The sequence below is a fragment of the Comamonas sp. genome, assembly GCF_009360615.1.
GTDB lineage: Bacteria > Pseudomonadota > Gammaproteobacteria > Burkholderiales > Burkholderiaceae_C > Comamonas.
In genome coordinates, this window is sequence record NZ_SPEY01000015.1 from 1 (window position 1) to 7,103 (window position 7,103).

The following is a 7,103-nucleotide window of genomic DNA, read 5'->3' on the forward strand; positions in this document are numbered from 1 at the left end:
GTCAGAAACTTGCGGTAGGCCACCATGTCGGTGATGGGGCCGGGGTTGGCCTTGTGCCAGGTATCGAGCTCCGTCTGCAGGCGATCGCGCTCGGCCAGCAATGCCGCGTTCTTGGGGGCCAGATCGGCCACGATGGCATCAAAGCCCTTCCAGTAGGTATCCGGGTCCACGCCCGTGCCTGGCAGCACTTGCGTGTTCACAAAGTTGTACAGCTCGGTGGCGACTTGCAGGCCGTGGACTTGGGTGCGATCAGTCATTGGAAACCTCTGGTTGGTGTCTCGGGATTCAAGAGTCGTTGCCCATCACGGGCAGCATGTGGAGAGACTGTATTTGAATTTTTTGAGTACATAAATAGCCTAAACAGTTCAGAACTCATGATGTTTTTATATGGAGTCGGCGGACTTTATGCGTTTGCTGCACGGCAGCTGCCAAGTCCCGTCCGTTCTGCGCAGTGGGCGCGGCAGTGGCTTCGGCCATGACCGGCAGCCTCTCAGGGATGCGATACGGGCTCTCTCCTGAAGCGATAGCGGTGATCGCTTGTCTGGCCTGGCTGATACAGCGGAGCAGACGGCTTCTGCGCGGTCTGCATCTGTCTTGAAGTGAGTGCATGCCATCAAATGACAGGGTTTTGTCTGTCATGCGTGGAAATCCGTACGCGGAAATGATTCGTTAAGCTTGAAACAAATTGAGCAACTTCCGGTGGCGGCCAGTCCATCTTTATCAAGGAGCTCGCTGATGGCGAATCTGAACGAAAGCCTGCAGGATCTGATGACTCTGGATGGCGCCATGTGCGCGGCAGTGGTGGATTACCACAGCGGCATGCTGCTGGGCAGCATCGGAGCGGGCGTGGACCTGGAGCTGGCTGCGGCCGGCAATACCGAGGTGGTGCGGGCCAAGATGAAGACCATGCAGTCCCTGGGCCTGAACGACAGCATCGAAGACATTCTGATCACCCTTGGCAAGCAGTATCACATCCTGCGTCCGGCCGAGAAGATCAACGGCATCTTCATCTATTACGTGCTGGACAACGGCCGTGCCAATCTGGCCCTGGCCCGGCGCAAGGTGTCGGACGTGGAGTCCAGGTTCGTGATGTGATGCAACAGGGCTGAAACGTGCGATGGTCCTGCGTGCCTGTTCTTGGCCTGTTGCGGGCCGCGTCGGCCTGGTCAGGTGGCGATCAGCGGGACGCGGAAATGGTCGCCCACCTTCTGCAGTGACTGCAGCGGCATGGTCGCAGGGGGCGTTTCGTGGTGGCGGCGCCACCGGTAGGTGGTGGCGTGTGCGCTGTTGTCGGACCCGGCTGCGCGGGTATGGGTCGGCAGGCTGCGGATGTGATCCCGGTGGAGGGGTTCCGCCCCGGGCCTGCAAAAAAGCATTCCCTCGGCATCGGGCCCGTGGTGCCCGGCTTCACGCACAGGCCGTGCGCGCGGTGATCATGATGCGCAGTGGCTCGGTGCCGGCCGCCCCGGGCCGCATCGGATCGAGCACAAAGCAATCGAAGCGATAGGCCAAGCCCTCGGTCAGCCGGTCGCTGCTGTCGTCGTATGCCATGACATCCATCCCTGGCCGCGCAGGTGCCGGGCCAGGAGTTCGCATGACAGCACCCGCTTGATCAGCGCGGGCAGATCGGTCTCGCTGAAGGCTCCGGCCACGAGGTTCGTGCCTGGCGGCCAGGGTGTTGTCCAGCGTGCCCGGCTGTTGCAGCACATGCTGCGGCGAGCCGCAAGGCTCTGGCGGCGGCTGCGCAGCTGTTCTTGCAGGGTCTTCAACTGCTGGCGCTGGCGGGCCATGACTGCGCCACTCGCATATTTCCGCCTAGCTGCATCGGCACTTCATGCCGGCCCTGGGCATCGGTGGCACCCCGCGCGAGTTGTATGCGGCGGTGGCGCAGCGCAATGGAATCACCGGCGCAGGTGTCCTCATATTCCTGGCACAAGCCCCGGGCGGCGGCGAAGCGCCGGCCCTGGTTTTCCTGATCCGGTCGTGCAGCCGCTGTGGCGGCGGCTGGCCGATGGGGCCGGCGTTCTTGTCCATCTCCAGCCATTGACACCAGGCCGGAGTGGTCATGCGCAGCACTCCTGCGGTATTCCAGAGCGCGTAGCGCTGACCCGATCGGCCCGGCAGATCGGTCAGCCGGGCGACCGAAATGGATGAAAAAACCATGGGGGCGGGCGGCGGCGGATTTGTAAATGTGTTTTGCAAATCATCGGCTTACCGCCTGGCGATGCCCGCAAGCCCATGGCGCTGGCGAATAAGCGATATTCCTGCCTCAGGGAAAACGGTAAATTTTGATATAAACATATGTAAACATCAAAGATTCGCTGTCAACTTGTGACTTCTAAGTAAGATATATCGCAATGAAGTCACATGCGGGACAGTCATGAGGCGCTGATTGATGACTTTTATCGTCATGGCAGCCAGCGCTCTTGTTTTAAGAACTTTCGATAAAAACATTTGAAAAATCAAGACTGCTTGTGCGGTATGTGCTCTTGTATTAATAGTGCATGTGACCGCCGCAGGAGACAACACGGACCAGACAGGAGCAGCGGTCATGGACAAACTCAAGGCTTTTGAGTCTTTTGTATCGGTAGCGACCCGGGGCAGCTTGACGGCTGCCGCCAAGGCAGAAGGTGTGGCACCCGCCATCATGGGGCGCCGCCTGGATGCGCTGGAGGAGCATCTGGGGGTCAAGCTCATGGTGCGCACCACGCGGCGCATCTCGCTGACCCATGAAGGCAGCGCCTTCCTGGAGGATTGCCAGCGCCTTCTCTCGGATGTGTGCAATGCCGAGGCCAGCGTGTCGGCGGGGGGGGTCAAGGCCACGGGCCATCTGCGCATCACGGCACCCGCCGGTTTCGGCCGTCGCCATGTGGCGCCGCTGGTGCCGCGTTTCCGCGACCTGCATCCCGATGTCACCATTTCCCTGAACCTCAGCGACCGCGTGGTCGACCTGGCGGGCGAGGGCTTTGACTGTGCGGTGCGCGTGGGCGATCTGCCGGATTCGGCCCTGGTCAGCGTGCGCATTGCCGATAACCGTCGCCTGTGCGTGGCCACGCCCGGCTATCTGGAGCGACGGGGCACGCCCAGGCATCCCAGCGAACTGACGCAGCACGACTGCCTGACGCTGTCGTCCGACGCTTCGCAGACCCGGGGCTGGGCCTTCCGCATTCCGCATCCCGAAAGCGGCACCAGCGAGGTCGTGCACTTCAAGCCGGGCGGCCCGCTGGACTGCTCCGATGGCCAGGTGCTGCACGACTGGTGCCTGGGGGGCTGGGGCATTGCCTGGCGCAGCACCTGGGAGGTGGAGGCCGAGATCGCCGCAGGCCGCCTCGTGCCCGTGCTGGAAGAGTTTGCGGCGCCGCCCAACGGCATCTTTGTGGTCTTCCCCCAGCGCAAGCATATGCCGCTGCGCGTGCGCATGTGGATCGACTACCTCAAGCACCATTACAACCAGCCGGACTTTTTTCGTCTCGGCGTGGATCTCTGAATGCGCCTGAAACGGGAGACAATGGACCGGTTGCCGTGGCCCGGTGCGGGCTGCGCAATCCGTCCATTTTTTCTACCGAGAAGCCATGACCTTTGAAGCTGTTCTTGCCAGCGCCCATTTGTTGGCGATTCTGACCCTGGTGGTATTCCTGACCAGCCAGGCCGCCCTGTGCCGTGTGGAGTGGATGAATGCCGCCGTGGTGCAGCGCCTGGCCCGGCTGGACCTGATTTACGGCATTGCCGCCGTCGTCCTGCTGCTGACCGGCATTGCGCGCCTGCTATGGGGCGTCAAGGGCATGGGAGCCTATATGGCCTCGCCGTTGTTCCATCTCAAGATGACGCTGTTCGTCATCGCCTTTGCGCTGTCGCTCAAGCCCACTCTGACCTTCCGGCGCTGGAAGAAGGCGCTGGATGCGAGCGGTCAGCTGCCGCCGCCCGCTGAGATCAAGCAGACCCGCAAATGGGTGATGTGGCAGGGCCATGTGGTGCCGGTGATCGCCGTGATTGCCATCTTCTGGGCGCGCGGCATGTAGGCTGCGCCAGCCTGTGCGAGAGTGCAAGGCCGCTGCAAAGCGGCCTTTTTCATGTCGGCGTCATGCGGTGCTTGGCGCGTGGCGCCGGTATCCCGTTAACAGCTGGTGTACCTGCTGCAGGGGTGAGAGAAGGGGGCATCCGCGATCCCTGAGGTCGTGGGCATTTGACGGGCTGCGAGGGGGTGCTGGCAGGCCATGCCAGGGGTGGATCAGCCGCGGTGAAGGTCCTGTCTGCTGAATGTCGCCGGGTGCCGTGGTGGATCGGGCTCCGGTTCGCCAGCCGGCGAACCGGCCCAGGAACAGGGGTGTGGTGCCAGCGATTCGGCAGGACTTGAATCCGGCACGTAAAATCCCTCGATGCTCTCCGTCAAACAGGAATTGCTCGCGGCCCTGGCTGCTGAGCTCGAAACACTCTCGCCCGGCGCCGGCGCACGCGCTGCGTTTGAAAACCCCAAAGTGGCAGCCCATGGCGATTTCGCCTGCACGGCGGCCATGCAGCTGGCCAAGCCCCTGAAGGCCAACCCCCGCGCCCTGGGCGAGCAGCTCAAGACCGCGCTGGAGGCCACCGCTGCTTTCCAGCAGTGGGTGGATGCGATTGAAATTGCCGGCCCGGGCTTTCTCAATATCCGCCTCAAGCCTGCTGCCAAGCAGGAAGTGGTGCGCGAAGTGCTGGCGCAGGCCGAGAGGTTCGGCTTCCAGGCCGATCGCGGTGCAAACATCCTCGTCGAGTTCGTCTCTGCCAATCCCACCGGCCCCCTGCATGTGGGTCACGGCCGCCAGGCAGCGATCGGCGATGCCATCAGCAATCTGTACGCCACCCAGGGCTGGAAGGTGCACCGCGAGTTCTATTACAACGACGCGGGAGTGCAGATCGACACCCTGACCAAGAGCACCCAGCTGCGTGCCAAGGGCTTCAAGCCTGGCGACGAGTGCTGGCCCACCGACAGCGAAAACCCGCTGGCCAAGAATTTCTACAACGGCGACTACATAGCCGACATTGCCAAGGCCTTCCTGAACCAGGAAACCGTCAAGGCCGATGACCGCGAGTTCACTGCCAACGGCGATGTCGAGGATTACGACAATATCCGCCAGTTCGCCGTGGCCTATCTGCGCAACGAGCAGGACAAGGACCTGCAGGCATTCAACCTGAAGTTCGACGAGTACTACCTGGAGTCCAGCCTCTATGAAAACGGTCATGTCGAAGCGACGGTCAACCGCCTGATCGCCAACGGCAAGACCTACGAGCAGGATGGTGCGCTGTGGCTCAGGTCTACCGACTACGGCGACGACAAAGACCGCGTGATGCGCAAGACCGACGGCGGCTACACCTACTTCGTGCCGGACGTGGCCTATCACATCCAGAAGTTCAAGCGTGGCTTCACCAAGGTGGTCAACATCCAGGGCACGGACCACCACGGCACCATTGCCCGTGTGCGCGCCGGCCTGCAGGCTGCCGATGTGGGCATCCCCGAGGGCTACCCCGACTACGTGCTGCACACCATGGTGCGCGTGGTGCGCAACGGCGAAGAGGTCAAGATCAGCAAGCGAGCCGGCTCCTACGTCACGCTGCGCGACCTGATCGAGTGGACCAGCAAGGATGCCGTGCGCTTCTTCCTGCTCTCGCGCAAGCCCGACACCGAGTACACCTTCGACGTGGATCTGGCCGTCGCCCAGAACAACGACAACCCCGTGTACTACGTGCAGTACGCCCATGCACGCATCCAGTCCGTGCTGCGCGCCTGGCAGGAAGCCGGCGGTGCCGGCCCGGCTTCGCTCAAGGATGTGGACCTGTCTGCCCTGGAGGGCCCGCAGGCGCAGGCCCTGATGCTGCTGCTGGCCAAGTACCCCGAGATGCTGACCGCAGCGGCCGAAGGCAACGCACCGCATGATGTGACCTTCTACCTGCGTGATCTGGCCTCCAGCTATCACAGCTACTACGATGCCGAGCGCATTCTGGTGGACGATGAGCGGGTCAAGCTCGCGCGTCTGGCCCTGGTCGCCGCCACGGCCCAGGTGTTGCACAATGGTCTGGCGGTGCTGGGCGTGGATGCGCCCGAGCGCATGTAATCCCAGTTTCCGGCCTGTCGCTCCCCCTGTTGGCCGCGCCACACAGGGGGGTGATCGACCTGAGAATGGAATAACCGAAGCAGAAAGCGTCAAGCGACAGATATGAAGAACCAGCAACGCGGTGGAACCATCCTGGGGCTTATCTTTGGTATGGTCATCGGTCTGGCAGCGGCTCTGGCCGTGGCCATCTATGTGACCAAGGTGCCCGTGCCCTTCCTCAACAAGGGCGGCAACAACACTCAGCGCGATGCGGCCGAGGCCGAGCGCAACAAGAACTGGGACCCCAACGCACCGTTGCAAAGCCGTCAGCCCGCACCGGCTCCGGTGACGCCGCCCGTCCCTCCCAGCGAGGTGACGGTGACGCCACCCACGCCGGCCGTTCAGCCCACCGCAACCGGCGGAGTCACCACCCCGCCGGCACCCGCCACGCCGGACAAGACGGCCAAGCCCGGATCGGGCGATCCGCTGGGTGATCTGGTCAAGGAACGCTCCGCAGCGGCCGACAAGGCCGACAAGGCGCGCGCCGACAAGGAAAAGGCGGCCCAGGCCGCATCGTCCTCGGACTCGGCATTCAACTACTTTGTGCAGGCAGGTGCTTTCCGCGGCCAGAGCGAAGCGGAAGCGCAGCGTGCCAAGCTGGCCATGCTGGGCTGGGAGTCGCGTATCAGCGAGCGCGAGCAAAACGGCATCACCGTGTTCCGTGTGCGCGTGGGGCCGTTCAGCAAGCGTGACGACGCCGAGCAGCTCAAGGGCAAGCTGGACGGCGCGGGTGTGGACTCGACCCTGGTGCGTGCGGCTCGATAATCAGCCCTGCGAGGCGTTGCGCGCCTTCTTTCCCCGGGATCCTTGGGCTGTCGCCTGAGCCGTCCCGCGCAGAGGGGGCGGGATTGAGGACTTTGCTGAACTTTTTGGAGCCAAGCGGCTCTGATACTGCAGACCTGATACAGGAGTTTGTTTAGATGAAACGTCGCGAATTCTCTCTGGCTGCCTCGGCAGCTGCCGCCGGTGCCCTGACTC

9 protein-coding genes and 1 pseudogene are annotated in these 7,103 nt (G+C 62.9%); 5 read left to right on the forward strand and 5 right to left on the reverse strand.

Annotation, left to right across the window (positions count from 1 at the left end; translation table 11 throughout):
- Positions 1-257 (reverse strand): annotated as a pseudogene (locus E2583_RS03250) (malate synthase G); the annotation flags it as partial.
- A gap of 478 nt (positions 258-735) precedes the next feature.
- Here E2583_RS03250 and E2583_RS03255 point away from each other — a divergent pair.
- Entirely contained in the window at positions 736-1,095 is a 360-nt protein-coding gene (locus E2583_RS03255) for a hypothetical protein (RefSeq protein WP_291593200.1), read from the forward strand.
- A 312-nt stretch (positions 1,096-1,407) separates the two neighbouring features.
- Here E2583_RS03255 and E2583_RS03260 read toward each other — a convergent pair whose 3' ends face one another.
- From E2583_RS03260 to E2583_RS03275, 4 genes are all read right to left on the reverse strand, one after another.
- Entirely contained in the window at positions 1,408-1,551 is a 144-nt protein-coding gene (locus tag E2583_RS03260) for a hypothetical protein (protein WP_291593202.1), read from the reverse strand.
- Positions 1,521-1,790 carry a hypothetical protein gene (locus E2583_RS03265; RefSeq protein ID WP_291593204.1) on the reverse strand — a complete coding sequence of 90 codons (270 nt, stop codon included), beginning with the start codon at positions 1,788-1,790 and terminating at the stop codon, positions 1,521-1,523. Before E2583_RS03265 ends, E2583_RS03260 begins: the two co-directional genes overlap by 31 nt.
- A 25-nt stretch (positions 1,791-1,815) precedes the next feature.
- Positions 1,816-2,163, reverse strand: a complete 348-nt coding sequence (locus E2583_RS03270; protein ID WP_291593205.1) for a hypothetical protein — start codon at positions 2,161-2,163, stop codon at positions 1,816-1,818.
- 147 nt (positions 2,164-2,310) lie between these two features.
- A complete protein-coding gene (locus E2583_RS03275) occupies positions 2,311-2,553 on the reverse strand; it encodes a hypothetical protein (protein WP_291593206.1) in 243 nt (80 codons plus the stop codon).
- On the opposite strand from E2583_RS03275, the gene E2583_RS03280 reads away from it, so the two are divergent.
- The 4 genes from E2583_RS03280 (at position 2,552) to E2583_RS03295 (ending at position 6,890) form a co-directional block, all read left to right on the forward strand.
- A complete protein-coding gene (locus E2583_RS03280; RefSeq protein WP_291593207.1) occupies positions 2,552-3,487 on the forward strand; it encodes a LysR family transcriptional regulator in 936 nt (311 codons plus the stop codon). The two genes, E2583_RS03275 and E2583_RS03280, sit on opposite strands and share 2 nt — an antisense overlap.
- Positions 3,488-3,572: 85 nt before the next feature.
- Complete coding sequence (locus tag E2583_RS03285) at positions 3,573-4,019, forward strand: DUF2214 family protein (protein ID WP_291593209.1); 447 nt, start codon at positions 3,573-3,575, stop codon at positions 4,017-4,019.
- A 357-nt stretch (positions 4,020-4,376) separates the two neighbouring features.
- Positions 4,377-6,086 (forward strand): arginine--tRNA ligase, encoded by a 1,710-nt coding sequence (argS, locus tag E2583_RS03290; protein WP_291593210.1) that lies wholly within the window; start codon positions 4,377-4,379, stop codon positions 6,084-6,086.
- Between the two features lie 102 nt (positions 6,087-6,188).
- Positions 6,189-6,890, forward strand: coding sequence for an SPOR domain-containing protein (locus E2583_RS03295; protein ID WP_291593212.1), 702 nt, complete (start codon positions 6,189-6,191; stop codon positions 6,888-6,890).
- Positions 6,891-7,103: the final 213 nt, after the last annotated feature.

Bases quoted from the DNA above. Each gene is read 5' to 3' on its own strand.
- E2583_RS03255 (WP_291593200.1), top strand. From the start codon at position 736: ATGGCGAATCTGAACGAAAGCCTGCAGGATCTGATGACTCTGGATGGC.
- E2583_RS03260 (WP_291593202.1), bottom strand. From the start codon at position 1,551: ATGGCATACGACGACAGCAGCGACCGGCTGACCGAGGGCTTGGCCTAT.
- E2583_RS03265 (WP_291593204.1), bottom strand. From the start codon at position 1,790: ATGGCCCGCCAGCGCCAGCAGTTGAAGACCCTGCAAGAACAGCTGCGC.
- E2583_RS03270 (WP_291593205.1), bottom strand. From the start codon at position 2,163: ATGGTTTTTTCATCCATTTCGGTCGCCCGGCTGACCGATCTGCCGGGC.
- E2583_RS03280 (WP_291593207.1), top strand. From the start codon at position 2,552: ATGGACAAACTCAAGGCTTTTGAGTCTTTTGTATCGGTAGCGACCCGG.
- E2583_RS03275 (WP_291593206.1), bottom strand. From the start codon at position 2,553: ATGACCGCTGCTCCTGTCTGGTCCGTGTTGTCTCCTGCGGCGGTCACA.
- E2583_RS03285 (WP_291593209.1), top strand. From the start codon at position 3,573: ATGACCTTTGAAGCTGTTCTTGCCAGCGCCCATTTGTTGGCGATTCTG.
- argS (WP_291593210.1), top strand. From the start codon at position 4,377: ATGCTCTCCGTCAAACAGGAATTGCTCGCGGCCCTGGCTGCTGAGCTC.
- E2583_RS03295 (WP_291593212.1), top strand. From the start codon at position 6,189: ATGAAGAACCAGCAACGCGGTGGAACCATCCTGGGGCTTATCTTTGGT.